The following is a 23,900-nucleotide window of genomic DNA, read 5'->3' as shown; positions in this document are numbered from 1 at the left end:
AATCAGTTTTTTCGCCCTTGTTCTGCATAGGTCACAGCGTCGCCCAGCGCAGCCAGCATGTCCCGTTCGTGCGCACGGATAAACACGCGGCGGAACCGCTCATGGTCAGGTAAGCTCATGTCTTCGTCTTCAAGAAGGTTAAGCCGACCGGCGATTTCGGATTTCTTGCTGAAAGAAAGTCGATAGAAGCGTAGCCCTATATCTCGAAGGGTATCCATTGCAGCTCCCTCCTCAATGGGCATCGACGAAGAATCAGCATTACGAGCAGATGGAGGTCCTGCTACCAAATTTAGGTTGGGGATCGCACGCCACGGCTCGAGATCAATTGTATGAGCAAAAACTTCTGATTGTCCCCTGTCCCGCTTTGCCTGAAATCCACCTGGAGCTCTTTGCCAGACCCTCACGTGTGTACGTACAGATAAAGTGCGATTATCTGGCCCTCCCGTCACCGAGAGTTCAATAAGATTATAGCCCGGCTCCCATTCATGCTCATATCGATCGGGGTTCGCTGCACTAGCTGTCAAGCGCACATAATCCCGGTGGAGATCCACGCGATTGGTGTGAACGTGGCCGAATAATTGAAGAGGCGCGACATCGTTCAAATGGTCTTCGACAGCACGTGCCTCGGCCAACCAAGACAGATGGTGATGCGCTACGACTAGGTTAATTGTACCCGCTTCACGAGTTATCTGAAGCGTTGCTGGGTCAACAAACAGGGTCCTTTCCCGGTCTTTGCTGCTCGACACAAAAGAAGTATTCAGCCCCCAGAGGCGCAACGTTGAGCCGTCGTTAAGCTTGAGATCGCGCGTGACGCGAGTCCGCTCAGGCGGCAGAAGATCACAAAAGAACTGAAACGCAAACTGGTTATAGTTCGCGAGGCTCCTGTACAAAAGCACGCAGGCCTCAGGGTCTCTCAGCTGTTTGGCAATCTCTGCACCGGGGTTTGCTGAGCCTTTAATCCGATCATGCACCATTTGAACGAGGTTATGATCAGCAGATGCGCGTACCACGTCATGGTTGCCAGGTACCACGAAGACCGCGGACATCTCGCAACCACATGCAGCACAGAGATCTCGAAGCCAGTTCGTCGCGAAAGCGTACTCATCAAGATGACCGGCGAACGCGACATCACCCGATACGATAATCGCACTGGGAGGACCTAAGCGCTCACATTGCTGGACAACGTCCTTGACCAGCTCGTGCCGTAGATGAAAGTTAGGATCTTGACTGGTATCAATTTCCTGCTTTCGAAAGTGAATATCTGACAGATGTAAAATAAGCAAAATGCCACTCCCTTGGTTTTATCCATCGTATGCGATGTGGAGGGAACGTGAAACAAGGCATGTGCGAGATTGGATTCTTTCAGGGCCATCGGTTGTGCCTGAATCGGCACCCGGAGAAAGCACTACGTTACCGCTGCCTGTGCGCATACTCAGAGCTTCGGCAGCAACCAGTCCCATTCTGCATGAATCTGACACGACCAAGGCCTGGGCTTGGCTGCGTCATGCCAACATCAGCACAACGAAGATCTACGATCGTCGAGACAACCGGCCAGAGGGCTCAGCGACCTACAAGATGAAGTATGAATAGAAGGGATTGAGACCTAAGCGACAGCTCAGCCTCGGGCATAGTCTAGGATGACGTGCAAAGAACCCCATGGATGTTTGCTTTCCTGATTGCTGACAGCGCATGTGTCGGCATGACAAAAGGCTTTTTCGCAATCCTCCAACGCTTGGCTTTCCATGCAGCTGGTGCACACTGCCCGACCGGAGACGATCATCCATCGGGCGTTCCATTTTTCAATGCTCCGTTCGATCTCCATGATCCTATTCCTTGGCCTGCATTTGTCAGATCCGACAGTACCTCCAGTGGAACCGGATTGATACGCTCGAAATGATACCCTTGTTTGCGGGTAGCTCAGGCGCATCTATCTAAAGAGTATCGCCTGCTGATGGCCATGGTCATCGGCAGCTTTCAGCCAGCAGCCCGACAATCGACTGATAATATTCAGGTGGTTAAGCTCGCGCCTTTTCCAGCGACAGGGACGAACGCATGACAGAGGTCTACCAAGGAAGCTGTCTTTGTGCAGCAATCCATTACGAGCTACTGACTACGCCAAACTCAGTGAGTCATTGTCACTGCGGTCAATGCCGCAAAGGTCACGGGGCGGCATTCGCATCGTATGGAAGCGTGCCCCGTAGCGCATTAAGGATACTCAACGGGGCCGGGTACATCACAAGGTATTCTTCTTCAGAATCGGTGCTTCGCGAGTTTTGCGCGCGGTGCGGCTCAACTTTGTTCTGGTCACGCTCCCAAGGCGCATTTAGCGATTGGGTTTCGATTGCACTGGGCACACTCGACACCTCATTCACGCCGCAGAAGCAAAAGCGTGTTCATGTCGACTCCAGGGTTTACTGGTATACGCCAGCTGGCTCATCGCCTCAGATGGAATGACCGCTATGGGTCGAAAGCACCCGGTAAGTTGGGACTAGAGGATGGTCAAGGGCGTCCGGGTTGCCGGCCATTAAGAGCTCACAGCCTGCTGCGATCTCCTATGCCGTTTCGTCGTGGTCCAGCGAAGTTACCAGCCGGATGAAAATAGGCATTTAACGTAACTCCCGCTATTCGTAACGCAGAAGCCGCTCTTTCAGCTGTGTCTGCTTAACGCTTGCTAGGATTGCGCCACGCAAATCCCCACCGGATCCGATAGGGCTCCCTTGTGCGCCCGTACTGGGCGAGGGGTTAGTAGTCCCCGCTGGTGGCCTGGCCTTCGGGACCTAGGGCGGGCTCGCCAGACTTCAGCGGCTTGGTATTGATCAAGCTTTCGCGCAACTACATACCTACGCACTCCCGACCATCATTCGGGTGAGGAGCATCCATGATTAACGTCGGACTTACCAGACGAATTCTGGGTGCCACATGATAGGCGCCGTCATCGTTATGCCGCAGGTAGACGCGTTCGCAGCTACGACACTGCCATACCGTGCTTTGGTTGTACGGGTAAAATCGAGGAGCAATCGGTGCGTTGCTTGACCAGTAGCTGGTGCCGGCTGGGTGAAACTCTTTGATAATGGACTCTTCCGGCACATAACGAGCCAGCGTTCCTATTTGTGCGAAGTCTTGCTCGTGGAAACCGACGGGCCAGTCGGCCCAGCCTTCCAGATCGCGACGCTGGCAGTGACAGTTTTGCGCTGTCGACAGTGCGCGCTGAGCCAGGTTTTTGAGAGTTTCGACGTCAATGAATACGTCCATGCCAAAAGCTCCTTTTCTGAAGAAATCCCATGTGTCGTGCGGTCCGATTGCGCGGGATCAAGCTGCTGCGATTCACCACATAACCTGTTGCTCGCGGGCAACTATAGGCAAGCCTCCGGCAACTGAAAATAGAAACAATCCTGAAGTCCGAGCCGGCGGTTGCCTGGGCAATCCGCTGCGCTTATTCACGTGGGCAGACGACAGGATGGCTGAATACCCTGTATGCCAATCTGGCGGGCAATCTGTGTCTAAATCCTTTCCTGAAAACCAGCCAGACTCATCCACTCAATCTGTGTGCCCTACGGCACTCTAGCGGATCATCACGGAGCAGGCATGTCACGGGAAGAGCGATTTCTTAAGGCGTTGGCCCAATTGGGTTGTTCGTTTGAAGCGGGTTTGAAGCGGGGCGGTGACTACGCTGCTACCGTTTGTGATGGCAACCGCATCTACGTCAGTGGGCAGATACCCAGAGTGGGGGATGAAATTGTTCATCCTGGCGCTGTGGGCAGCGATATCAGCCTGGGGCAAGCGCAGGATGCAGCCAAAATCTGCGCGCTTCGTGGTCTCGCGTTAATCAGGGAGCGTGTCGGATCCCTTGATGAAATCAAGGCGGTACTGCGCATAACCGTTTTCGTGCAGTCAGCCGACTCCTTTACTCAGCAAAGCGAAGTAGCCAATGGCGCCTCTTTTATCCTTCGAAGCGTGTTGGGTGAGGCAGGTGTTCATACCCGTACCTCGGTCGGTGTCTATCAGCTCCCCAAAAATGCTTCCGTGGAAGTAGACATGATTGCAGTATTAAACCCATCGTCGTAGCGTTGGGCATCTGCCAGCCTGCGTTGTTCTTCGAGCGGCCTAGCCAAGGCTCTGCCCCTTTTGAACCATTTAGACGCCGAATCGCGCGCCGCCATGCGGGCTATCGTGAGCCGTGCTTGGACCGGTCAACCATGCGAGCTGAGGTTTCGAACCGCCAATAACAACAAGGATGCTCAGCATGAACCCACGAAAAATCCTGGTCACAGGTGCTGCGGGGCTTATTGGCACTGCCTTTTGGTCGGCGCAAATCGACAAGCTGGATTTGCGCCTGGCTGATATCGACGTGCAGACACTCCCGGAATCAGCACAGCGCTTTTCTCTGGATATCAGGGATCTTCCGAGCTGCCTTGAAGCGTGCAAAGGCATCGATACCGTTATCCACTTGGCAGCAGACGCAAGCCCCGACGCCGACTTCATGACTTCGCTTTTGCCAGTTAACATTGTGGGCACCTACAACATGCTGCTCGCTGCGAAAACTCAAGGCTGCAAGAGGTTCGTTTTTGCCAGCAGCGCGCAAGCCATTGAGGGTTACCCACAAGACCTGCAGGTACACGAAAATATGGCACCTCGGCCGGGTAACTTTTACGGCGCGAGCAAAGCCTTTGGGGAAGCTCTTGCATCGATGTATGCAAACGACGGCCAAATGACAACCATCGCGGTCCGCATTGCCAATGTGGCCGATTTTCGGCCTGGAGAGACCCATAGCCACAGAGACGTTGCTGCATTCATCAGCGTGAGGGATGTCGTGGCTTTACTTAGGGATTGTGTGGATACCGACCTGAGTGGTTTTCATGTGGTACACGGTGTGTCTGACAACAGATACAAGCGACTTTCCATTGATAAGACCCGTGCAACCGTCGATTACGCTCCAACGGATGATGGGTTTGAAATTCTAGAGGGGCGTGCTGCCCAATCTGAGTAAGAGACGAGCTCTAGCAGACGTAGTAAAGAGAGCATGTGGCATTTTAAATTAGCGATGGCACGCTCGTAGGATGTTGAGATAATACAGGTCAGCCATCCGGCTGCATGCTCTCTCCTTACAGGTACGCCCATGGCGCTTGATTATCACCGCCGGACTACAGATGGTCCCTGGAACGCTCGTTACAGCCAGGATCTGATCGAGCACCTTCCCGTTGGCGTTTATATCTGTAATCAGGAAGCGGTAGTCGTCGCCTATAACCTCAAAGCGGCGGAAATCTGGGGAGAAACCCCCGTCAGGGGTGATCCAGAAGTGAAGTTCTGCGGTGCACATAGGCTCTACACCGGCGAAGGCGTCTACCTTCCCCATGATCAGACACCGATGGTCCAGGTGCTGGCCACCGGCGTGCCCGCCTTGAACGTCGACGTGATCGTCGAGCGGCGTGACGGCAGCCGTCGCAAAGTTGTAGCAAAACGTCACACCGCTTTTCGATGAGCAGGGGACGCAGATCGGCATCGTTAACTGCGTACAGGACGTTACCGCTCAACGACAGCGTGAAGAGGAGCGGATCCAGATGATGAACGATCGGTTTCAGGCTCAGAAGATGGAAATCGTGGGCCAGCTCACCACAGGCATCGCGCATGACTTTAACAACATGCTGACGGCCGTAACGGGCTCGGCAAGTCTTGCTGAGCATTACCTTACAAACGATAAGCCCGATCATGCGAAGAAGCACCTGGCCAATGCACTGCGCGCTTCCCAGACCGCAGGTGCGATGACAGCCCGGCTTATGGCTTTTTCCAGACGACACAAGCTGGGCTCAGAAGTGATCAATGTGAATCCGTTGATCACTTCGCTCATTGAGCTTGGTCGTGGAAGCTTGGGGTCAAAGGTCACGTATGAAACTGATTTGGCGTCCAACCTATGGCTGACGAAGGTCGACCCACATCAACTGGAAAGCGCCGTGTTCAATCTGATGGTCAACGCCCGAGACGCGATGCCAACAGGCGGTACCATTTCGATTCGCACCTGCAATGTTGACGTAAATGAACAGCTGGCTGCCAAGGGCTCCCTACTAGTAGCCGGTCACTCGTGCGTGCGCGTCCAGGTGTCTGATACAGGAACAGGCATGCCTGCCGACCTAATGGAGCGAATCTTCGAGCCGTTCTTAACGACAAAAGTAGAAGGCAAAGGCACAGGCCTGGGGTTGGCCATGGCCTATGGATATGTGATCCAGGCGGGTGGCTGCCTTACTGTCGAAAGTGAGGAAGGGCACGGGACAACATTTTCATTGTTTCTGCCGAAATACATCCCTACTGAGGATGGCCATCCGAGCTGATCCAGACTAACCCGTACTTTAGATCTGGCACTCAAAAAGCCCGGCGTGGCGCAGGATGGTCAAGCGACATTTCCATTGATGATGACCACCGCTGCTAATCGTTAATCGGCCGTCTGCGTTCAAGCTTGGGCCCACTGCACCTGAATGATGCCATGGCGTTCGGCAAGCGGCCTGCTCACCACCGGCACTTTGTCCCGACGGTACTTGGGAATCTGTGCAACCCCAGAATCCATAGCAGCCCAGTGCCAAGCCTCAGCATTACTCATTGTTTGCGCGCTGACGTAAAAGCTCTTTGGGGCACCATTGTGCACATAGTCGATTCGGTAATGAGCAGAATTTGGCATGAGGGTGTTCCTTTCCCGGAATGTGACCTAGTTCGCTTATTCCGAAAATTTGCGGTGATGTTAGTTCCAGATATTTGCGGTCAGCAGACTGTTGAACGGCGGCCTAGTGCTTGGCTAAATCCGATACGATGGCTGTCCCAACTTGATGCGCAGCGACCAGATGTATGGGTGGCCAAGCAGGCTCCCTCCTCCTTGTATGGTGGAGCGAGCAAGGGCAACGCAGCTGTTAGAAGCAGTCAAACGTAGACAGTGGCTAGTAGGGGTGTGTAAGTCCGATGCTCATCGCCCGGCTTCAAGCTTTGACACCGGGCTCTGCAAACGCGTCATGAGCCAGCCAGTCTTTGAGCCGGGCCGCCGTCACGTACTCGAACATCAGTTTCAGCGCCTCGGCCTGAGACGGCCGCACACATCGGGCGGCTCCCAAGCCTAGGAAAAAGCCCTGCTGAATGTCCCGCTCGCGCTGGAGCTGGGCCGGGTTATGCGCGGTGGCCAGCGAGACGAGTAGCTTGTCGATGACGGGGGCCAGATCATCTGGCAGCTCATTTAGGAAAAGTGCCGTCTTCATGCGTCTCTTTCTTCTCCAAATGGATGACCTGCGCGGCGGCCGCCGCTGGCACGAAAGCACCGTGACCGCTCGTTACGAACATCATAAATCAGTTGCGTGGCTTGCTCATCTGTCAGGGCACATTCACTGCGTGCTTGCTCGATACGTTGAAGCAAATCATCACATTCATCTTCCAGCCTGGCCCGGTTAGATCGGTGCAGCTCTCTAATCGAGTGCCTCAAAGATTCAAGCATGTCGCGTACCTATCTCTAGCATTGCGAACGGCCTTTCACTTCTCCAGCGGCATGCCGTCTTTGTCCACCGACGGCAGCCAACTGTCGGCCGCCTGATTCACAGAGGTCACCAAAGTATCGAGCTGCGCAGAATCAATGATGCCCAAGGCATGTACTTGGCGGATGTAGTCAATCGTGGTGGCAGCGTTATGCTCGGCAAATGAGGCGCTCAGGGCGTGGCGGATGGACTCAACGAGATCACCCACTCGCTCGGCGATGCGTTCGGGTGTCATGGGCATGGCGGAAGACTTCCTTTGAATGTACAGATGGGCGACCGCTAACGCGGTTGTTGACCATAGGGTGTCGGTGGCAACTCCCAACCGCGGAGTTCGGCGTCAGCCTCGGCCATCAGCATTTTTTGCTGTGCGGCGCTGATCAGCCCGCAGTCGAGAAGCGCATGACTATAGCCGCGAATGGCCGCGTGCATCTTTTCGCAACTGTCATAGGTAGGGGATGCGCGTAATTCCGCGATGTCCTGGCGGGCGTGTTCCATGGCTTTTTTGGGCGTCATACCAAAGTCCTATCTGGTCTACAACAAATGTCGAGCTGTGCTTGACGATAATACGGCAATAAAAGGGATGGCAGAATGCCACTCGTCAAGGGGCGTAGCCCGGGGCAGATCGCTAACATTCGAGCAATGATTGGCTAGCATATGGAAATGGCCGCCCAACTGGGGCGGTCTGGCAAGTTTGATCAAGCCCGTATTCATTTGATAAGGGGGAATTTATTAGAGCCCGCCGTAACCTCTGCTACCCGATGAGTGGCGGATTTATCTGGCTACTCATGTTGGACGCTCTCTAATTCGCAACGAACCCACAGGTCCAGCAGCGCGCGCTTCATTTTTTGTTTCATTACCGTTCGAATGGAATTAGACGGTAAGCCCTCGGTCGGATAGTGGCGCAAAGCCATTAACATCGAGCTACCATGCCCGCCGATCACATCCAGACGACTCATTTATGACCTCAAAAACAGGTTCCTTCGCCAAACGAATGTATCTGCCTAGAGCGTTGGGCTCTGGTATTGGATTCTGGGCCATTGCCGCGGTGCTATACGCATTGCCTACCCCAGCATGGATTTGGCCACTTTTGGTATTCCACAGTTTTATCTGGCCTCATCTAGCATTCTTGCTGGCTCGAAGAGTGGCGATTCCCTACGTCGTTGAACGGCGCAATCTGATTGTCGAATCCGCTTTTGGGGGCTTATGGGTTGCCTCCATGCATTTCAACCTGTTGCCGACAACGCTGTTGATTTCGATGCTGTGCCTGAACAGCATTGCGGTAGGCGGTCCCCGGCTACTGCAGCTGTGTCTCGCTTCGCTCGCAACTGCAGTGCTGGTTTTCACCGGCGTCTTGCATCCGGGATTTGCGCCAGAAACCACCCCTTTACAGGTTTATGCCTGTATCCCAATGCTTGCTGTATACCCGCTCGCAGTCGGAGGCGCTGCCTATCACCTGGGTGCAAAGCTTGCTGCGCATAAGCGCGCATTTCGCGATTACAGCCGCATGGACATGCTGACAGGTCTGCTGAATCAGAGCGCCTGGCGGAGCGTACTCGACGAAGAATATGCTCTGGCCAAGCCAGGCATTGCCCGCTCTGCGGTGGCACTCATCGATCTCGATCATTTCAAGGCGATCAATGATGGGTATGGCCACCTGACAGGTGACGGCGTTATCAAGCTTTTCAGTGAAGTGCTGAGCAGGGTAAAAGGTCCAAGCGACACAGCTGGACGTATTGGTGGAGACGAGTTTGGACTGATATTGCGCGAAGCTAGCGTTGAACGAATCCAGGCGACGCTCACCAGGTTGCAACAACAGCTGCAGCAGACGTTCAACGAGCGGCCCGACCTGCCAGCGGTGTCGCTCAGCATTGGGTTTGCAGAGCTCAGTGTCCACGATGACACCGTTGAAGATTGGTTAAGGGCTGCGGATCTGGCGCTTTATGAGGCTAAAGGCCAAGGCAGAAATCAGATTGCCGCGGCGTACTCCTAAGGTCGAGGCTCCATTGCTGCTTGAGATTTGTAGCCCTTCTGAGGATTCAACGCAGCTCCCTTACCGGCAAACGCGTCATTCCTCGGTCGGCAGCTCGTTCTGGCTTACCTTCGGCTGCGGCGACGCTATTCACCCCTTGCCCATCGATAGATGGGTCGGTGAAGCGGGAACAGCTTGCGCTGCGCCTCCAATTCTCTCCCGGCAACCAGGCAATGTACTCTTAGCTGCTCCATGGTTAGAGCGTGTTTCTCGGCAACGAGGTGGGCCATGTAGACTCCACCACCGACACACACCTCGGTAAAAAGCTGGTGACGGTCTACCACTCCGCTCTTGGAGCCCGCGCAGACCTGGCTAGCAGCATCAAAAGGCGGGTTATAACCGAAATGGTTAGCCAGTATCTGGCACAGGTCGTGATGGATACGAGGGCTATGAACCGCAAGCCCGTGTGGGCCTGCACCTATCCCTGATTTAGGCAGCAGTAGCTTGCGACCCGCAGCGAGCTTGTAGAGCTTGCGAAGGGCCTTCAGCAAAGCATCACGCTCCGTCTCCTGGTCTGAAAAAGGGATATGAGCATCATCAACGATAGCCTTGCGCACGGGAATGCCACACGCATTTGGCTCCGCCAAAACACAGTTGGTACCGCTGCAAACTTGACCGTCCAACGTCAGCTCAAGCGCATAAATCTGATCGCGATTGGCACGGAGTACGTCGACGTCGAGCGTGTCGTACTCTTCGATCTGGAACCGGCTCATGAGCATTCCTTTGCTGTGATTAGTAGTCCGCGCTTGGACGCAATCGGAACCGTTTATACCAAGCATCTAGACGCCGGTGGTTCTCCCCAAATGGAAGGTTAAATCTTTCGCGCGCCGTCTGAAATATCGGGAAGGCGGTGAAGTCGGCGATCGTCGGGTTCGCACCCGCCAGAAACTCACTTTCGCCGATCTCGGTCTCCAGGACATCGAGAAGTTCGGACACGTAGCCATAGAGACGGTCTGCCGTTTCCTTCGCTGGAGCTGATTCTTTCGCCGGAAATGCGCCGGTCTGGTTCCAGAGCCATAACTGACCCCGCGCGACCAGATCGCTGCCAAGCCTTTCCAGTGAACGCACGCGCGCCCGGCTGACTGGGTCGGTGCCGATCATCGGTCTTTCGGGATGGCATTCTTCCATGTACTCGATGATTGCAGCCGAATCGGTGATCGCCACCCCGGTATCGGTCACCAAGGCCGGGGCCCTACCCGAGGGATTGATGTCCAGGTACTGAGCCGAGCGATGTTCGCCGTTGGCGTAATCAAGTTCATAGCGTGGAACGTCTAGCCCTTTCTCGGCAAGGTAGATCATCACTCGCCGCGGGTTTGTCCCCTTCTGGAATTGATACAGCAACATGGTCCCTGCCCTCCTTTGTTCTCAGTGCTAGTGCGCGACCCAAACCTACTCAATGAGGGCCTGGATGCGAGCTAATACATCGTCCATCACGACCTCAGGAACTGCCTCCACGCGTTTGGCGGATCGGCCCTCAAGGTCAACCGTACTGACTTGGTGGCACAGCACGATCCCTTGCGTCTCGATTCCACAGCCGCTCAATGGCACCGCAAAACCGGCGTAGCGGCTAACATCGCTGCCTTGGGCGATGGGTGCTACCAAGACCAGTCCTGCAACGTTGAAGGCCGCCGGCGAGACAATCAGCGCTAGGTAAGTATCGCCTTTCCGCTCAAGGCCGGCAGGGGTCCTCAAGTGCCAACGCACGATGTCCCCCCGGTTGAACTTGGCCCGTCTCACGCCTCGCCTCCGACTGCCGGCATCGCATTCCACGCGGCCAGCTCGACCGGCCCCGGGACGGTTAAGTCACACTGTGCCATCAGTTCGCTCAGCTTATAGCGAGGCTTGGCTCTGGCAGGCTTCAGGGTTATCGCTTGTTCGTCTGGATCGACGTTGAGCAACAGCACATCGCCGCTGACCAGACTCATTTGTTTGAGTACAGTGGAGGGCAGGCGGATGGCGGCGCTGTTGCCCCATTGCTGGATTTTGACCTCCATAAACACCTCCGTGATGTTTATACAAAGTATCTACAGAAACCCGCTATAACAAGCGTTATCACCAATAATTGGCCTGCCATGTTATGAAAGAAATTTTTGCAGATTTAGGAATAGATGCAAAATGAGGTCATAATTCGCCGTAGAAAATGAGCACTGTTTGCTGCGGTTATGATGCATAGCCTCATGGGGGAACCTTTCCACCGTGCGGTAGCGGCATCTATAGAACTCATGGCGTGTGTAAAACGCGGCGGTGTACTGTCAGCGCACATCGCCAACGGTTGTTATCCGCGTAATTGCTCGACCAGAGCTTACGGGTCGTCACTAAGTGTCATGGAGGCTTCAGCCGGGCCTCTGGCGAGCGAAGTAGGCAACGCAGCCAACCCTTTCAGGCCGACAACGCATTCATTGGCCGGAGCCGACACTGGTGACCTCATGGGCAACGATCAAATGTTACTGAGCATCGACTGCTGTTTGCACATCGTACCAACCACTCCTGTACCACGCGTCATCATTGAGTGCGCGTCTGGATGGGTCAGTGAGACCTGTTTACCCGGCGAGTTGTGAGCCGTATTTCAACTGCCTGAAGCTCTTACATTTGCACTTTCAGCTTGGCGAATTTTTCCTCCAGCCACACGGTCTTAGCTTCACAGGACGTGGGCTCTTGCCGACCCGCAATATCAAGTGCCGTCAGATAACGGTTGATGCTCGATTCGATTTCCTCCATACGCTGCTTCAAATTTGCGCTGGTGAAATGACTGTCGCGGTTGTTCACGGCTTAGAATTTGCCGCCATCAATGGCGACCAGATTTTCACTGAACAATCCCAACTGCTGACACAGGACCACGAACTGGCGACAGACGCTCCGGATAGCCTTGACGTTGTTTTTCGGAAGCTGGCGATGATCTTAAAAACCGGCGTCAAAAGGACACGTGAATCCATCATCTCAACATTGCGTAGAGCTTCTCGCTCTAGCCGACGGCTGGATTGGATGCGATTGAGACAGGCCTTTGTTGTAGATCTTCAGCAAGACTTCAGGGTGATAAGCAGGTCGGCCCGTATCAGCTGGAATAGCGACATCAAAACCAAGTTGAGTAAGTCGAGTTCGTCGACAAACTTATGTGCTGAGCGTCATGATGGAGGAACGAGCTTGATCAATCATCGCCAGCGCTCGATCCATCACCACAGCCACCTGCAGCCGGCAATTGCGTGAACGGTTTAATCAAATCAGTGCGCGATGGTGCTTATGTTAGTACACCGCGCGTAGTAGGACTCGCTTTGTCATGGGATTCCTCCCAGCGCTTTAGAGCCCTCCTCGCGGCATCCCGCTTAAGACCGGTGATATCAGCGAGATCTTGCCAGCAAATGCCCCTATTTGATTTAATTAGATAGGAGATTGCAGCGAGCATTTCCTTTTCGGATGGGACAATGGGTCCGTGGTTAAAAAATGCATCAGTAACAGATGACAGCCAGAACGGCACATATGCATCAGCATCAGTTAACCTTGATCGCGTCAGCTTAGCTGTGTTGATGATGCAGATAAACCTGTCAGGCCATTCTTCCAACATCCAGACAACTGCAAGCATGCAATTCAATCGGACTTCGATCGGCTGATATTCAAAGTCCCTTCGAGGGACAGGTACAATTTCCAATCGAATGGTGTCTTGTAAGACTTTTCTCAGCTGGCGACCATTACGCCCAATTATCAACGCAACCAATATTCTGATACCCCTAAAAAGAAGTAGCTCGTTACCAGCTGTTAGTTTAAGAAAGTTAGAGCCTCCACCATCGAGGACACTAATAAGTTTAGCATACTCAGATACAATCGAAGGGTTCGTGTCAAGTACAGTAGCGTTGGCATCGCCTATACTTGCTAGACAAATACTACAAATTCGACCTGGATGATTGATTAATCGTCTAGAGCGCCCAATACCGTGGCGATGAAACATGATGGGAGATTTGCAAGCAGCACAGCAATCCAAAAGAAGACACCGGTGATCGGGGCAAATCACGCACAACGCAGTGCGCCAAGCTTTACGGTAATATGGTGCATCGTCCTCATACAGACATCTCGGACAATACTGCATACTAAGTCGCAGACGGCTACGATGGTAGATTCCTACCGGCACAACCCACGGTACGTCGCCATTGTAAGGAAGTTCCTCGAAGAGTTTACTCTCGTAATAGCTTAGTGACAGGTTTTTGAGGCGTAAAACAGGCAGGCTGGTAACATCGGAAAGGGTCTCGAGAAGATCTAGCGAAGGGTGACGGTCGATATCCCGCGTCCAAATTTCCCCGCGATAGCCAAGTAAAGATCTATAAAACGTATGTATGGGCAATCGATTACACAACGCCAGACGGACGAGCCATGATGAAAGTATTTCGTCCGATTTTGGTTGCGTATGGATCGGGAGAATCATATTCCCGCCAGCTCTTCTTTTCGAGCGTTAGGAGCCACATAGCCACATGACTCTAGTCCCTTCAAAGTAACTTCTTCGTCGCCGCTCTTTATTGCATAGGCTGCGGCTAAGTTCAGCAACCTGGATAGCTCACCTATAGCGCCCTCCGACATTGCATAGAGCTTCAACGCAATCTGCTTGTCGTTCAAACGCGATTCTTTTTTTAACGGTAAGATGCGTTGATAGGAAGCGAGCAGTTGCCGAAACTCTTTATTGAATTTCCAATGTGGTAGGACCACAGGCTGAAAACGATTTTCTATTTGATCATCTGTACGAACTATTCTAGGCAGTCGCGCATCACCACAACCAACAAGAGACAACTGAAGAATATTCCCTAAATATTTCAGACCGTTGAGCACTTGGTTCATCTTGATAGCACCGACGGCGGAAAGATTATGCAGCTCATCTATGATAAGCACTTTCGTTTGGATTTGTTTTAATAGATTAGCTACGCGGTCTCTTTTCTGCTCGATCGAGCCAGTTATGGTTGATCCGTAAAGGGTCTTAAATATTTCGTTATAGATACCGGCTTCAGTGGGCGTTCCTGGACACTCGATATATAAGACTGGTAAACATATGTAATCTCCACCGATATTTTCGTCAGCGGGATGACGCCGCACAAATTCCTTGGCCACGGTTGTCTTACCATTATTTGTTCGCCCTAACAACAGTAAGTTTGGCATTCTGTCTACTCTTGGATGAGCCAACAGTTCTTCCAGCCGTTCAAGAGCTATATTGGCATGTGGGTATCCGAGCCATCGATGAAGTTTCATCCACTCAATTCTATCCTCGTCCGATAGGCCCATCTTCTCGAGAGTTTTTGGGTGTAAGTGTGAGTAGGTCATAGTAACTCCTATCGCAGATCTATGTCATCGAATGGCTCAAATATCATATCTTCTGTCTCGGCGACTTCCGTCTCGATCTCGAGCGTGGCAACCGTAGATTCCTGCTGATGCACCCCTGCCCATCCAAGACGCCTCTCGGCTGTCCTTAATTGCCGTTTTACCGCTGCGCGGCGGGATTTAAATTGATTAGTTTTCGCAATGGCTTCTTGGCGTATGCATTCCATTTCTTCATGGCCTTTATAGATGGCGTCCTCATTGATTACATGATCCGGGTGAGATCTAATTCTTTTACTGACCGCCCTATACTCCCACAAGCTTATCGGTGGTCGGCTACCGTTGGCACATGGTATCTTGTGGTAGACTTTAGCCTCGGCATCATAAAAATAGATGTAACTAAGATCGCGTGGATCGTACGAGCAATGATATTGTGCAGATCGATTGGAACCTGCTTGCTTTTCACCTATGTATGACTTTAGCACAGGGGCATAATAGGAAATATAGTGCAATTCTATTCCCGACTGCTGCACCGTTCTGACGCGATACGGCATAAAATCTAGCCTAAATTTTTCTTCGTCTTTTATTACGGCTGGAAAACCTCTCGGCAACTCAGTATCGGTACCGCGAACATACCGCTCGAACCGCTTGAGGGGCGCCATTTCACTAATTCCTTTGTGGGCCTTATTGTGATACTTACAGCACAAGAAAATTGCGAACCATCGGTCAAACTCTTCCAGGGTCATGCATGCCTTGCCTTCAGAGTCATAATCCATTTTCTTCGCGACGCTTGAAAAGGTGGTACCTTCGAGCGTATGCACCTCGTCCATGTAAGTTCGAAAGCTTCTCTCAATGTGCGGGCCATAGTTCGGCTGCCCCTTGGGGCGCCATTCGAGAATAATTCCATGCTCTTCACACGCACGCTTAATTGAGTTACCCCGAAACTCCTTAGCATTGTCTAAGTGGATTTTTTCCATTTTCCCGTGGATTGGCCACTCCGCATCGATGTTTTTTTTGCTCAGCCACATATCCTTTCGTTGCACAGCGTGAGATATGCAAAGGCAGGCGGATAAAGTGCTAGGATGATCAAGCGATAAATAGTATCCAGAGACCATTTTTGTTGCTACATCCAACGCCAACGTTAAATACGGCCGCCCTATAGGAAGCCGATGCTCACTGTCTACCAATATTATGTCTACGGGAGTATGATCGATTTGAACAACTGCGTTTGGAGAATCTGCTCCCGGAAAGTTTCCGCGCTGAGGTGCATGAATTTCAACAGCCTTCTTTTTCCCGAGCCTCTTACGAGTTTTTATCTCTTCAGGAATATCCGCAACCCTCTTCGACACAGTATTTTTATGCGGCGTGGTTAAATTATGCTTAATGCAATGCTCTTTAATTCTTTCGTACAGTTTTTGAACACTTGGTCTATTAGCCGTAAGGTAGTATGCTTCTATGAAGCTCTGAATTACACTCTCAGTCTCCTCCCCTAAATGCCGGCGGCCCTTGTCGATACGGACGGTCCTGGCCAACCCCGTAATTATCTGCGTTTTATTGTAGCGCTCTAGCCAGCGATAGACTGTTCTACTTGTTTTCCCTATTGCTTTGGCAACATTTTTAACGTCATCCTCCGTTCGGGCGCGGTTTGCAAGAAGTGGTTTTAGCATGTTGAATTTTTGAACTAACAATGCCCACTCATAATTGTTAATAGCCGCTAACGGCGTTGCTAAGGGATCAGCACAAGGCGGTGTCAGCGCTAGGTCAGTCAAAGGGACCACTTCAGATTTGGCCTCCCTTGACGGGGCGACAAGCGCGCTTTCCATATCGATAATTTCTAAGAGCACTAGCTTCCTATGCCCAAAGTAGACAGAATCACCAATGTTCAAATTTCTCATGGGTGATTGCTTCCCGCCCAGAGCAAACTTTTAAGGCTCAAAGTTTGATTCAAATCACAATGTATCACTCTATTCGCGATTAAATTCCACAGCGGAGGAATAAACAGCGTGCGATCACCTTCTTCTATCTGATCCAGAAGTGCTTCCACTGTGATCGCTTCATCATCAACCTTGCTCATCAACGCTTTGACCATCGCGGTATCGGCATCTAGATCCTTAAAAGGCCAAAGAAATTTAGCGTTTGTGAGAAAGGGAGTTCTGATCTCAACCTCTGTGAACACTCGAAACTCCCATCCAACACCTTCGCAATAGCTTTTAGCCGCGCGAAATGCAGGCATAAGCTCGCGCCACTTCTCCCTAAAGTTCTCTCGAAATTTCACCTCATAAAGGAGTGGTTTCCTAGCTAGTGACGCTTTGAAATGGATCAGCCCATCTGGAGTGTACGATCTCACCTTTTTGCCTTGACCAGGATATTGAATCTTTACTGGCTGGGCGAGGAACGACTCGAAAGCGCCTTCAAATCGGATGATCTCCATCAAGTCCCGCTCCAAGGTTGATTCGTACGGTCCAAGCCCCGGGACGATGCCGGATACGCTTCGGGTGGTCATTCCAATTTGGCGCGCAGAAGCTGATGGTTTCGGAGCTGGCTTTGCGGTCATTGACATTTACCTCTGTTCAATTATCAATATATTGACATTTATTGATGGATTTTACAGTGGCAGTCGTCCACAACCCGGTGAGATCACCCTCGCACACCACGGCGTGCTGTTTCTGGATGAGCTGCCGGAGTTTGATCGGCGCGTGCTGGAGGTGCTGAGAGAGCCGCTTGAGTCAGGCCACATCGTGATTTCCCGGGCGAGAGATCGAGTGCGCTTCCCGGCGCGTTTCCAACTTGTCGCCGCAATGAACCCTTGCCCATGCGGGTACCACGGCGAGCCGACCGGGCGCTGCCGTTGCTCGACCGATCAGATTCAGCGTTACCGCAATAAGCTGTCCGGCCCACTGCTCGACCGGATCGACCTGCACCTGACCGTCGCCCGCGAAACCACGTCGCTGGCAGGCGCGCAAAACACCGAGGGTGAAAGCGCCCGCGCAGCTGAAGCAGTGTCTGAAGCCCGACAGCGCCAGGAACGGCGGCAGGGTTGCGCCAACGCATTTCTCGACCTGCCCGCGCTGCGCCAACACTGCGCGCTGCTGCCGGAAGACGAAGCCTGGCTCGAGATTGCCTGTGAGCGCCTCAACCTTTCCCTGCGCGCCGCACACCGTCTGCTGAAGGTTGCGCGAACGCTGGCAGATCTGGAGAAGGTGGACGCAATCGCCCGCTGCCACATTGCAGAGGCGCTGCAGTATCGGCCGTCGTCTAATTGAAGATCGTTGTTGTACGTATCTCACCTGAGATACATAGTGCTCTTTTTCAGGAGTAGCCCCCATGACAACCCAGACTTCAATGCTGCATGTCAGGATCGATCAGGCGCTTAAAACCGAGGCGTCGGAAACTTTGGCCAACTTCGGCCTGACAATCTCCGATGCCGTACGTATTTTACTCACGCGGGTCGTCCGAGAAGGCGGCCTGCCCGCAGGCCTTGGCGCGCACCCGGATGCTTACGATCAATGGTTTAAAGCCAAGGTGCGTGAAGCCATGGATGACTCGGGGCCGACGCACTCGCACGAGGACGTCATGGCTGCCGCCGCAGAACTACTTGAAAGGAAGCGCGGTGCTGAGACTTGAATGGACCAAGTATGCCAAAGCAGATTTGCTGGCGATTCTTGAATACATCGCGAACCATGCGCGAGCGCACGTTGCTCCCGCGACTGTCAGCTCGCTGACATCACCGAAACCTATCCACTTCCTTCTGCAAGTCAGCCGCCAGAGAGTTGAGCTCTTGCGCGGTGATCGCCAGGTTGGACACGACTTCGCGCTGTTCGCTGTTGGCCAGCGCGATGCTTTGCAGGTTGGCGCTGAGCAGGGTCGCGGTGTTGCTTTGCTCCTGAGTCGCCGTGGTGATGGAGGTGAACTGTTCGCCGGCAGAGCGGCTTTGTTCGTCGATCGTCGCCAGCGCCGCCGCGACCTTGGCGTTGCGCGACAAGCCTTCCTGCATCAAAGCATTGCCTTGCTGCATGGTGTTGATGGCGTTGCTGGTCTCTTGCTGAATGCTGCTGATCATGCCAGAGATTTCGTCAGTGGCCTGACGGGTACGCGAGGCAAGGCTGCGGACCTCATCCGCCACCACAGCAAAGCCACGACCCTGCTCACCGGCACGAGCTGCCTCAATGGCAGCGTTCAAGGCCAGCAGGTTGGTTTGCTCGGCAATCGAGGTGATCACGCTGACGATGCCACCAATCTCTTGAGAGCGTTGACCCAGAGTATCGATCACCGTCGCGGTACTGCTCAGTGAGCCGGCAATCTGCTCCAGCGAGGCCGATGCCTCTTCCATCGAGGCGCGGCCGATGCGTGTCTGCTGGGCGTTGCCCTGGGCCATGCGCTCGGTGCTGCCCATGTTGTCGGCGATTGTCAGAGCCGTGGCACTGAACTCTTCCACCGCACCGGCCATGCTGGTGATCTCGCCGGACTGCTGTTCCATCCCCTCGTAAGCGCCGCCGGACAATCCGGACAAGGCGTTGGCGCGGCCGCTGACTTCCTGCGCGGCAGTGCGAATATGGGAAACCATGGTTTCCAGGGCCTGCCCCATCTTGTTGAAGCTGCTTGCCAACTGGCCGATTTCGTCGCGACTGGTGATGTTCAGCCGCACACTCAAATTCCCTGCACCCAAGGCTTCTGCCTGATCAACCAGCGCAGAGAGCGGTCGCAGCTTGCTACGCAGCAGCCAGATGGCCGCACCTACTGCAATCAGCATTGCCAACAGGCTGCCAATCGCCAATTGGGTACCGACGCTCCATGTCACGGCGCTGATCTCGGCCCTTGGCATGGTTGCGAGAACCACCCACGGACCACCCGCGAATTTCTCACCCACCGTATAAAAATCTTCACCGGCGTCCTGCCAGAAATGCCCCACGCCGGGCGATTTGACGAACGTGGCCAGCGTAGCGCTCGCCTGATCGAGGTCTTTGACGCCCGCAGGCGCCACCAGCCATTTGTTCTGCTCATCCAGCAGCGCCAGCGAGCCGGTGGAACCGATTCGGAAATTCTTGAGATTATCGAACTGGGCTTTCTGCGCGTCGGTGTAATCGAAGCCCACAAACAGCACAGCGATGACCTTGCCGCCGGCGTCACGCACCGGGGTGTACTGGGTCATGTACAAGCGATCGAACAATAGGGCGCGGCCGACATATTCCTGGCCCGCAAGCAGCTTCTCGTAGGCCGGATGTTTGTGATCCAGCACGGTGCCGATGGCACGTGACCCGTCCTGCTTGCTCAAAGAAGTGCTGATACGCACGAAGTCTTCGCCGCTGCGTACGAACACAGTCGCTACACCGGCAGTCATTTTTTTGAAGTCATCGACCTCTGTGAAGTCATTGTTCAGCGCGGTGCCGTTAAGCAGCAGCGCCGGCGTTTGCGCGCCCGCAACTGCGATCTGCTGATCGGTCTGAATGCTCAGACCTTCAGAGAAGCGCTTCTCGAATAGACCGCTCAAGCGCTGGGTGCTGTCGCGCAAGGTGCTGTGGAACGTATTGAGCTGATCGGCAAGCAAGCGGGCTTCACTGCCCATGTGCTCTTCGCGGATCACAAGGTTCGCCGAGTCCAGAGAACGCAGGGCGAACAGCGTGCTGCCACTGATGACGACGGCCAGAATAACGGCCAGGGCAATACCGAGTTGCGAAGCAATTCGGGCGCGAGGCTGAGGCATGGGGGCTCCTTGCCGAACGACTGGACCGCTCTGATTACAGGAGCACCATTCGGACGATTTCTGATAGAAAGGATTTATGAAACCGATAGAGATAAATCGGGTCTGCAGTCACAGATTCGGCTGACGATGGGAATACTTGAGTCCTACACGCGGTCTTAGGACGCAAAGCGCTTCAAGCCGGTGCGCAGAACTGCATGACTCCCTGGCCCGGTTGGCCCTTGTATGTGAAAAGTCACTCAAGAGTGGTCACAACGGGCAACTCCATTGCCTGTACTTCGCTCTGCAAGAAATCACTCAGCCGCCGCAGACGCTCGCCGCCCGGACGGGTTTTGGGCCACACCAGATAGTAACTTTCGCCACTGACCACCGCCGTGCGCCATGGCAGGCTGAGTCGGCCTTGGGCCACATCTTCGGCCACCATCAGCAGATCACCCATGGATACCCCGTAGCCGCGAGCCGCCGCGATCATGCCCAGCTCAAGCGTGTCGAACACCTGCCCACCCTTGAGCGAGACCCGTTCGGACAGGTCCATGCGCTCCAGCCACCGACGCCAGTCGCGGCGATCTGGCGTGGGGTGCAGCAGTTCGGCGCTCGCCAAACGCTCGGCGTCCCACGGGGCGTCGTCCAGCAATGTGGGCGCGCCGACTGGAATCAGCAGCTCGGGGAACAGGTATGTCGCCTCCCACTCTGGCGGGAAGTGCCCATGGCTGAGCAGCACGGCGCAGTCGAAAGGCTCTTGGGTGAAGTCCACGCTGTCGATATCCATCCACGCACTTGTCAGCTGAACCTCGTTGCCAACCTGCAGATGACGGAAGCGACTTAGCCGCGCCAGCAGCCAGCGCATGGTCAGGGTAGACGGCGCTTTCATGCGCAAAATGCCCTCCTCTGCCATCAGCGCGCTGCACGCCCGCTCCAGAGCCGAGAACCCCTCACGCACGCCAGGGAGCAGTTCACGCGCTGCCTCAGTGAGCTGCAAGTTGCGCCCGCTGCGTCGAAACAATCGGCAGGCAAAATGCTCTTCAAGCGTACGGATGTGCCGACTGACTGCACTTTGCGTGATCGACAACTCTTCCGCCGCGCGCGTGAACGAACTGTGGCGGGCGGCGGCTTCAAACGCGCGCAGTGCATACAGGGGCGGAAGATTGCGTGACATCGGCAGGTTTCCTCAGGCAGAACGCGACCGCAGCCACTGTACTGCAGAAATGGCGGTATGAGTTTTACTCATGCCAATGATCGGATTTATCCCTTTGTGCATCCCCGGCCTAATCCCCACAATGACCGGCCTGCCAACACCCGTCACCCGAGCGCAAAGACCATGCATCAGCACGCCTTCAAAGAACTCTGGATCATCCTGCGTCTGGCCGGGCCGCTGATCGCTTCCCAGATGGCGCACATGCTGATGGTGTTCACTGACACCGTGATGATGGGCAAGCTGGGTCCGGAATCCCTTGCGGGCGGTGGCTTGGGCGCGGCGAGCTATAACTTCGTGTCGTTCTTTTGCGTCGGTGTGATGGCCGCCGTTGGCACTTTGGTCGCGATCCGCAAAGGCGCAAACGACCACGCCGGCGTTACCCGGCTGACCCAGGCCGGATTGTGGCTGGCATGGGGCATGGCCCTGATTGCTGCTTTGATCCTGTGGAACCTTGAGCCGGTCCTGCTGCATTTCGGCCAGGCAGAGGCCAACGTTTACATGGCCAGCGAATTTTTGATCACTCTGCCGTTGGCGCTGCCCGGCCTGCTGAGCTTCATGGCCCTGCGCGGCTTCACGAGCGCGCTGGGCCGGGCCACGCCAGTCATGGTGATCAGCCTGGTGGGTGTGGCGCTGAACTTCGGTCTGAATTACGCGTTTATCCATGGGCTGTTCGGCTTGCCGCACTGGGGCCTGATGGGCATCGGACTGGTGACGGCCATCGTCACCAACGCGATGGCCCTCGCGCTTGCCCTGCACATCAGATATCACAGCGCCTATGCGGCGTACCCGCTCCATAAAGAATTGATGAAGCTTTCGCGCAGCTGCCTGAAAGAACTCTGGCGTCTGGGCCTGCCCATCGGCGGCACCTATGCCGTGGAGGTTGGCCTGTTCACATTTGCGGCGTTCTGCATGGGCGCGATGGGCAGCACGCAGATGGCAGCGCACCAGATTGCCCTGCAATCGGTGTCGATGGCGTTCATGGTGCCTGTCGGGATTTCCTACGCGGTGACCATGCGCATTGGCTTGCACTACGGCGCCGGCAACCTGTTACTGGCGCGCACCGCCGGGCGTATGGGCATTGGTTTTGGCGGTCTGCTGATGCTGTCGTTCGGCATTCTGTTCTGGGTCGCGCCTTATGCGGTCATCGGCCTGTTCGTGGACGTCAACGATCCGAAGTACCAAGGCGTGGTCGAGCTGGCGGTGAAGCTGCTGGCTATTGCGGCGTGGTTCGAAATCCTCGACGGGACGCAGACCATCGCAATGGGCGCGATTCGTGGCTTCAAGGACGCAAAAACCACTTTCCTGATCGGCCTGGCCAGCTATTGGGTGGTGGGCGCGCCTCTGGCATGGGGCCTTGGATTCCTTGCGAACCAAGGCGCCGTAGGCGTGTGGTGGGGGCTGGCGATCGGCTTGCTTTGCTCAGCCGTTGCACTGACCTGGGCGTTCGAGCGCAAGACCACACGGCTGCTGCGCAAGGAGGCAACGGGCGTTGTGGTGATGGGATGAGCAGCCCTTAATCGCAGGAGCGCGCTTGCCCGCGATGGCGTCGTGCCTGCAAGCAACGTCGCCGCTGAACCAACCCGTTCGCGGGCAAGCGCGCTCCTACAGAATGGGGCCAAGGCGTGTCAAAGCTGTACGCCGCGCTAATAGAATTGGTCCGCGGCATTTCGAACTTTGCGCTGTTCATTGTAGGAGCGCGCTTGCCCGCGATGGCGTCCTACCTGCCGACAACGTCGCCGCTGACCCAACCGTTCGCGGGCAAGCGCGCTCCTACAGAATCGGTCCGAGGCGTGTCGAAGCTCTGCGCCGTGCCTACAGAATCGGCCCGCGGCATTTCGAAACTCCACGCCGTTAATTGTAGGAGCGCGCTTGCCCGCGATGGCGTCGTACCTGCCGACAACGTCGCCGCTGACCCGACCGTTCGCGGGCAAGCGCGCTCCTACAGAATGGGGCCAAGGCGTGTCGAAGCTCTGCGCCGTGCCTACAGAATCGGCCCGCGGCATTTCGAAATTCCACGCCGTTAATTGTAGGAGCGCGCTTGCCCGCGATGGCGTCGTACCTGCAAGCAACGTCGCCGCTGGCCCAACCCGTTCGCAGGCAAGCGCGCTCCTACAGAATCGGTCCGAGGCGTGTCGAAACATCGGGCCGCGCCAAATAGCATCAGTCCGAGGCGTGTCGAAACTTTAG

At 54.7% G+C, this 23,900-nt stretch carries 25 protein-coding genes and 4 pseudogenes; 10 read left to right on the top strand and 19 right to left on the bottom strand.

Annotation, left to right across the window (positions count from 1 at the left end; all coding sequences use genetic code 11):
• Positions 1–2: 2 nt before the first annotated feature.
• A complete protein-coding gene (locus QRN48_RS01305; protein WP_285348464.1) occupies positions 3–1,283 on the bottom strand; it encodes a metallophosphoesterase in 1,281 nt (426 codons plus the stop codon).
• 133 nt (positions 1,284–1,416) lie between these two features.
• Between QRN48_RS01305 and QRN48_RS01300 the strand changes: the two are divergent.
• Positions 1,417–1,590, top strand: a pseudogene (locus tag QRN48_RS01300) (tyrosine-type recombinase/integrase); the annotation flags it as partial.
• A gap of 25 nt (positions 1,591–1,615) precedes the next feature.
• On the opposite strand, the gene QRN48_RS01295 reads toward QRN48_RS01300, so the two are convergent.
• Complete coding sequence (locus QRN48_RS01295; RefSeq protein ID WP_285348463.1) at positions 1,616–1,822, bottom strand: hypothetical protein; 207 nt, start codon at positions 1,820–1,822, stop codon at positions 1,616–1,618.
• A 230-nt stretch (positions 1,823–2,052) separates the two neighbouring features.
• Here QRN48_RS01295 and QRN48_RS01290 point away from each other — a divergent pair, with 230 nt between their 5' ends.
• Complete coding sequence (locus QRN48_RS01290) at positions 2,053–2,454, top strand: GFA family protein (RefSeq protein ID WP_285348462.1); 402 nt, start codon at positions 2,053–2,055, stop codon at positions 2,452–2,454.
• A 378-nt stretch (positions 2,455–2,832) separates the two neighbouring features.
• Here QRN48_RS01290 and QRN48_RS01285 read toward each other — a convergent pair whose 3' ends face one another.
• Entirely contained in the window at positions 2,833–3,252 is a 420-nt protein-coding gene (locus tag QRN48_RS01285; RefSeq protein WP_285348461.1) for a hypothetical protein, read from the bottom strand.
• 333 nt (positions 3,253–3,585) lie between these two features.
• On the opposite strand from QRN48_RS01285, the gene QRN48_RS01280 reads away from it, so the two are divergent.
• From QRN48_RS01280 to QRN48_RS01265, 4 genes are all read left to right on the top strand, one after another.
• The gene (locus QRN48_RS01280) at positions 3,586–4,065 is read left to right on the top strand and encodes a RidA family protein (RefSeq protein WP_285348460.1); all 480 of its coding nucleotides are present in this window, start codon (positions 3,586–3,588) and stop codon (positions 4,063–4,065) included.
• Positions 4,066–4,243: 178 nt separating this feature from the next.
• Positions 4,244–4,987, top strand: a complete 744-nt coding sequence (locus QRN48_RS01275) for an NAD-dependent epimerase/dehydratase family protein (RefSeq protein ID WP_285348459.1) — start codon at positions 4,244–4,246, stop codon at positions 4,985–4,987.
• Between the two features lie 129 nt (positions 4,988–5,116).
• Positions 5,117–5,479, top strand: coding sequence for a hypothetical protein (locus tag QRN48_RS01270; RefSeq protein WP_285348458.1), 363 nt, complete (start codon positions 5,117–5,119; stop codon positions 5,477–5,479).
• A 79-nt stretch (positions 5,480–5,558) separates the two neighbouring features.
• Positions 5,559–6,323: an ATP-binding protein gene (locus tag QRN48_RS01265; protein WP_285348457.1), complete on the top strand. Its 765-nt coding sequence runs from the start codon at positions 5,559–5,561 to the stop codon at positions 6,321–6,323.
• Positions 6,324–6,442: 119 nt separating this feature from the next.
• Here the strand turns inward: QRN48_RS01265 and QRN48_RS01260 are convergent, their stop codons facing one another.
• The 4 genes from QRN48_RS01260 to QRN48_RS01245 all read right to left on the bottom strand — a co-directional run bounded on the left by QRN48_RS01260 (position 6,443) and on the right by QRN48_RS01245 (position 8,015).
• Entirely contained in the window at positions 6,443–6,667 is a 225-nt protein-coding gene (locus QRN48_RS01260; protein ID WP_285348456.1) for a DUF6555 family protein, read from the bottom strand.
• Positions 6,668–6,959: 292 nt separating this feature from the next.
• On the bottom strand, positions 6,960–7,232 hold the full coding sequence (locus tag QRN48_RS01255; RefSeq protein ID WP_285348455.1) for a hypothetical protein: 273 nt from the start codon (positions 7,230–7,232) through the stop codon (positions 6,960–6,962).
• 268 nt (positions 7,233–7,500) lie between these two features.
• Entirely contained in the window at positions 7,501–7,743 is a 243-nt protein-coding gene (locus QRN48_RS01250) for a hypothetical protein (protein ID WP_285348454.1), read from the bottom strand.
• 38 nt (positions 7,744–7,781) lie between these two features.
• Positions 7,782–8,015 carry a hypothetical protein gene (locus QRN48_RS01245; protein ID WP_285348453.1) on the bottom strand — a complete coding sequence of 78 codons (234 nt, stop codon included), beginning with the start codon at positions 8,013–8,015 and terminating at the stop codon, positions 7,782–7,784.
• 445 nt (positions 8,016–8,460) lie between these two features.
• Between QRN48_RS01245 and QRN48_RS01240 the strand changes: the two genes are divergently transcribed.
• Positions 8,461–9,492 (top strand): diguanylate cyclase, encoded by a 1,032-nt coding sequence (locus QRN48_RS01240; RefSeq protein ID WP_285348452.1) that lies wholly within the window; start codon positions 8,461–8,463, stop codon positions 9,490–9,492.
• A 125-nt stretch (positions 9,493–9,617) separates the two neighbouring features.
• Here the strand turns inward: QRN48_RS01240 and QRN48_RS01235 are convergent, their stop codons facing one another.
• The 9 genes and pseudogenes from QRN48_RS01235 to QRN48_RS01200 all read right to left on the bottom strand — a co-directional run bounded on the left by QRN48_RS01235 (position 9,618) and on the right by QRN48_RS01200 (position 17,251).
• Positions 9,618–10,244 carry a DUF7831 domain-containing protein gene (locus QRN48_RS01235; protein WP_285348451.1) on the bottom strand — a complete coding sequence of 209 codons (627 nt, stop codon included), beginning with the start codon at positions 10,242–10,244 and terminating at the stop codon, positions 9,618–9,620.
• 19 nt (positions 10,245–10,263) lie between these two features.
• On the bottom strand, positions 10,264–10,875 hold the full coding sequence (locus QRN48_RS01230; RefSeq protein ID WP_285348450.1) for a glutathione S-transferase family protein: 612 nt from the start codon (positions 10,873–10,875) through the stop codon (positions 10,264–10,266).
• Between the two features lie 45 nt (positions 10,876–10,920).
• On the bottom strand, positions 10,921–11,235 hold the full coding sequence (locus QRN48_RS01225) for a type II toxin-antitoxin system PemK/MazF family toxin (protein WP_285348481.1): 315 nt from the start codon (positions 11,233–11,235) through the stop codon (positions 10,921–10,923).
• 29 nt (positions 11,236–11,264) lie between these two features.
• Positions 11,265–11,525, bottom strand: a complete 261-nt coding sequence (locus QRN48_RS01220) for an AbrB/MazE/SpoVT family DNA-binding domain-containing protein (protein ID WP_285348449.1) — start codon at positions 11,523–11,525, stop codon at positions 11,265–11,267.
• Positions 11,526–11,978: 453 nt separating this feature from the next.
• Positions 11,979–12,638: pseudogene (locus tag QRN48_RS01215) on the bottom strand (transposase); the annotation flags it as partial.
• Positions 12,639–12,766: 128 nt separating this feature from the next.
• Positions 12,767–13,942: a TniQ family protein gene (locus QRN48_RS25125; protein ID WP_350310416.1), complete on the bottom strand. Its 1,176-nt coding sequence runs from the start codon at positions 13,940–13,942 to the stop codon at positions 12,767–12,769.
• Positions 13,939–14,826, bottom strand: coding sequence for a TniB family NTP-binding protein (locus QRN48_RS01210; RefSeq protein WP_285348448.1), 888 nt, complete (start codon positions 14,824–14,826; stop codon positions 13,939–13,941). Before QRN48_RS01210 ends, QRN48_RS25125 begins: the two co-directional genes overlap by 4 nt.
• 8 nt (positions 14,827–14,834) lie before the next feature.
• Entirely contained in the window at positions 14,835–16,715 is a 1,881-nt protein-coding gene (locus QRN48_RS01205) for a TnsB C-terminal domain-containing protein (protein ID WP_285348447.1), read from the bottom strand.
• Positions 16,712–17,251: a TnsA endonuclease N-terminal domain-containing protein gene (locus tag QRN48_RS01200; RefSeq protein ID WP_285348480.1), complete on the bottom strand. Its 540-nt coding sequence runs from the start codon at positions 17,249–17,251 to the stop codon at positions 16,712–16,714. Before QRN48_RS01200 ends, QRN48_RS01205 begins: the two co-directional genes overlap by 4 nt.
• A 181-nt stretch (positions 17,252–17,432) precedes the next feature.
• Between QRN48_RS01200 and QRN48_RS01195 the strand changes: the two are divergent.
• Positions 17,433–18,083 (top strand): annotated as a pseudogene (locus QRN48_RS01195) (ATP-binding protein); the annotation flags it as partial.
• Between the two features lie 61 nt (positions 18,084–18,144).
• Positions 18,145–18,444: a type II toxin-antitoxin system RelB/DinJ family antitoxin gene (locus tag QRN48_RS01190; protein WP_285348446.1), complete on the top strand. Its 300-nt coding sequence runs from the start codon at positions 18,145–18,147 to the stop codon at positions 18,442–18,444.
• 100 nt (positions 18,445–18,544) lie between these two features.
• Here QRN48_RS01190 and QRN48_RS25210 read toward each other — a convergent pair whose 3' ends face one another.
• From QRN48_RS25210 to QRN48_RS01180, 3 genes and pseudogenes are all read right to left on the bottom strand, one after another.
• Positions 18,545–19,267, bottom strand: coding sequence for a methyl-accepting chemotaxis protein (locus QRN48_RS25210; protein ID WP_476240400.1), 723 nt, complete (start codon positions 19,265–19,267; stop codon positions 18,545–18,547).
• Positions 19,268–19,399: 132 nt separating this feature from the next.
• Positions 19,400–20,521: pseudogene (locus QRN48_RS25205) on the bottom strand (Cache 3/Cache 2 fusion domain-containing protein); the annotation flags it as partial.
• 232 nt (positions 20,522–20,753) lie between these two features.
• Positions 20,754–21,674, bottom strand: a complete 921-nt coding sequence (locus QRN48_RS01180; protein ID WP_285348445.1) for a LysR substrate-binding domain-containing protein — start codon at positions 21,672–21,674, stop codon at positions 20,754–20,756.
• Between the two features lie 162 nt (positions 21,675–21,836).
• On the opposite strand from QRN48_RS01180, the gene QRN48_RS01175 reads away from it, so the two are divergent.
• Positions 21,837–23,219 carry a NorM family multidrug efflux MATE transporter gene (locus QRN48_RS01175; RefSeq protein ID WP_191944290.1) on the top strand — a complete coding sequence of 461 codons (1,383 nt, stop codon included), beginning with the start codon at positions 21,837–21,839 and terminating at the stop codon, positions 23,217–23,219.
• Positions 23,220–23,900: the final 681 nt, after the last annotated feature.

This window comes from Pseudomonas sp. ME-P-057 (assembly GCF_030208975.1).
In the GTDB taxonomy this organism is placed as follows: domain Bacteria; phylum Pseudomonadota; class Gammaproteobacteria; order Pseudomonadales; family Pseudomonadaceae; genus Aquipseudomonas; species Aquipseudomonas lutea.
Note: the sequence above shows the minus strand (reverse complement) of the source record. Positions and strands in the feature narration are given on the sequence as shown.

What these genes read in the sequence shown, in the direction of transcription:
- QRN48_RS01245 (WP_285348453.1), bottom strand. Translation starts at nt 8,015, where the DNA reads ATGACGCCCAAAAAAGCCATGGAACACGCCCGCCAGGACATCGCGGAA.
- QRN48_RS01285 (WP_285348461.1), bottom strand. Translation starts at nt 3,252, where the DNA reads ATGGACGTATTCATTGACGTCGAAACTCTCAAAAACCTGGCTCAGCGC.
- QRN48_RS01260 (WP_285348456.1), bottom strand. Translation starts at nt 6,667, where the DNA reads ATGCCAAATTCTGCTCATTACCGAATCGACTATGTGCACAATGGTGCC.
- QRN48_RS01230 (WP_285348450.1), bottom strand. Translation starts at nt 10,875, where the DNA reads ATGTTGCTGTATCAATTCCAGAAGGGGACAAACCCGCGGCGAGTGATG.
- QRN48_RS01290 (WP_285348462.1), top strand. Translation starts at nt 2,053, where the DNA reads ATGACAGAGGTCTACCAAGGAAGCTGTCTTTGTGCAGCAATCCATTAC.
- QRN48_RS01235 (WP_285348451.1), bottom strand. Translation starts at nt 10,244, where the DNA reads ATGAGCCGGTTCCAGATCGAAGAGTACGACACGCTCGACGTCGACGTA.
- QRN48_RS01295 (WP_285348463.1), bottom strand. Translation starts at nt 1,822, where the DNA reads ATGGAGATCGAACGGAGCATTGAAAAATGGAACGCCCGATGGATGATC.
- QRN48_RS01180 (WP_285348445.1), bottom strand. Translation starts at nt 21,674, where the DNA reads ATGTCACGCAATCTTCCGCCCCTGTATGCACTGCGCGCGTTTGAAGCC.
- QRN48_RS01280 (WP_285348460.1), top strand. Translation starts at nt 3,586, where the DNA reads ATGTCACGGGAAGAGCGATTTCTTAAGGCGTTGGCCCAATTGGGTTGT.
- QRN48_RS25210 (WP_476240400.1), bottom strand. Translation starts at nt 19,267, where the DNA reads ATGGCCGGTGCGGTGGAAGAGTTCAGTGCCACGGCTCTGACAATCGCC.
- QRN48_RS01175 (WP_191944290.1), top strand. Translation starts at nt 21,837, where the DNA reads ATGCATCAGCACGCCTTCAAAGAACTCTGGATCATCCTGCGTCTGGCC.
- QRN48_RS01205 (WP_285348447.1), bottom strand. Translation starts at nt 16,715, where the DNA reads ATGAGAAATTTGAACATTGGTGATTCTGTCTACTTTGGGCATAGGAAG.
- QRN48_RS01265 (WP_285348457.1), top strand. Translation starts at nt 5,559, where the DNA reads ATGATGAACGATCGGTTTCAGGCTCAGAAGATGGAAATCGTGGGCCAG.
- QRN48_RS25125 (WP_350310416.1), bottom strand. Translation starts at nt 13,942, where the DNA reads ATGATTCTCCCGATCCATACGCAACCAAAATCGGACGAAATACTTTCA.
- QRN48_RS01250 (WP_285348454.1), bottom strand. Translation starts at nt 7,743, where the DNA reads ATGCCCATGACACCCGAACGCATCGCCGAGCGAGTGGGTGATCTCGTT.
- QRN48_RS01210 (WP_285348448.1), bottom strand. Translation starts at nt 14,826, where the DNA reads ATGACCTACTCACACTTACACCCAAAAACTCTCGAGAAGATGGGCCTA.
- QRN48_RS01270 (WP_285348458.1), top strand. Translation starts at nt 5,117, where the DNA reads ATGGCGCTTGATTATCACCGCCGGACTACAGATGGTCCCTGGAACGCT.
- QRN48_RS01275 (WP_285348459.1), top strand. Translation starts at nt 4,244, where the DNA reads ATGAACCCACGAAAAATCCTGGTCACAGGTGCTGCGGGGCTTATTGGC.
- QRN48_RS01220 (WP_285348449.1), bottom strand. Translation starts at nt 11,525, where the DNA reads ATGGAGGTCAAAATCCAGCAATGGGGCAACAGCGCCGCCATCCGCCTG.
- QRN48_RS01240 (WP_285348452.1), top strand. Translation starts at nt 8,461, where the DNA reads ATGACCTCAAAAACAGGTTCCTTCGCCAAACGAATGTATCTGCCTAGA.
- QRN48_RS01190 (WP_285348446.1), top strand. Translation starts at nt 18,145, where the DNA reads ATGACAACCCAGACTTCAATGCTGCATGTCAGGATCGATCAGGCGCTT.
- QRN48_RS01200 (WP_285348480.1), bottom strand. Translation starts at nt 17,251, where the DNA reads ATGGAGATCATCCGATTTGAAGGCGCTTTCGAGTCGTTCCTCGCCCAG.
- QRN48_RS01255 (WP_285348455.1), bottom strand. Translation starts at nt 7,232, where the DNA reads ATGAAGACGGCACTTTTCCTAAATGAGCTGCCAGATGATCTGGCCCCC.